The sequence below is a fragment of the Ochrobactrum sp. SFR4 genome (assembly GCF_019730395.1).
GTDB lineage: Bacteria > Pseudomonadota > Alphaproteobacteria > Rhizobiales > Rhizobiaceae > Pseudochrobactrum.
The window spans coordinates 1-246 of sequence record NZ_JAAPBB010001153.1 but is presented as its reverse complement, the minus strand read 5'-3'; the positions used below and the strand labels follow the sequence as shown (position 1 = coordinate 246).

General features: G+C 60.6%; 1 protein-coding gene. It reads left to right on the top strand.

The window, feature by feature from the left end; translation table 11 throughout:
• The coding region (locus HBA93_RS22665) for a PIG-L family deacetylase (RefSeq protein ID WP_286202151.1) at positions 1 to 246 on the top strand (246 nt) is incomplete at both ends.

Below are 246 nucleotides of genomic sequence, written 5' to 3'. Positions count from 1 at the left end.
CCGGTTACGCTCGGTCGTGACCGTGATGAATACCGGCGCACATCCTGATGATGAGCAAAGCGGGTTATTGGCCTTCTTCCGGTTTGGTGCCGGTATGCGGGTGATTGTTGGTTGTTCTACCCGTGGCGAGGGCGGACAGAATGCTTTGGGGCCGGAGCGCGGCGGTGCGCTGGGACTGATGCGCTCGCGGGAAATGGAAGAGGCTGCACGGGAACTGGACTGCGATATTGTCTGGCTTGGTCACGG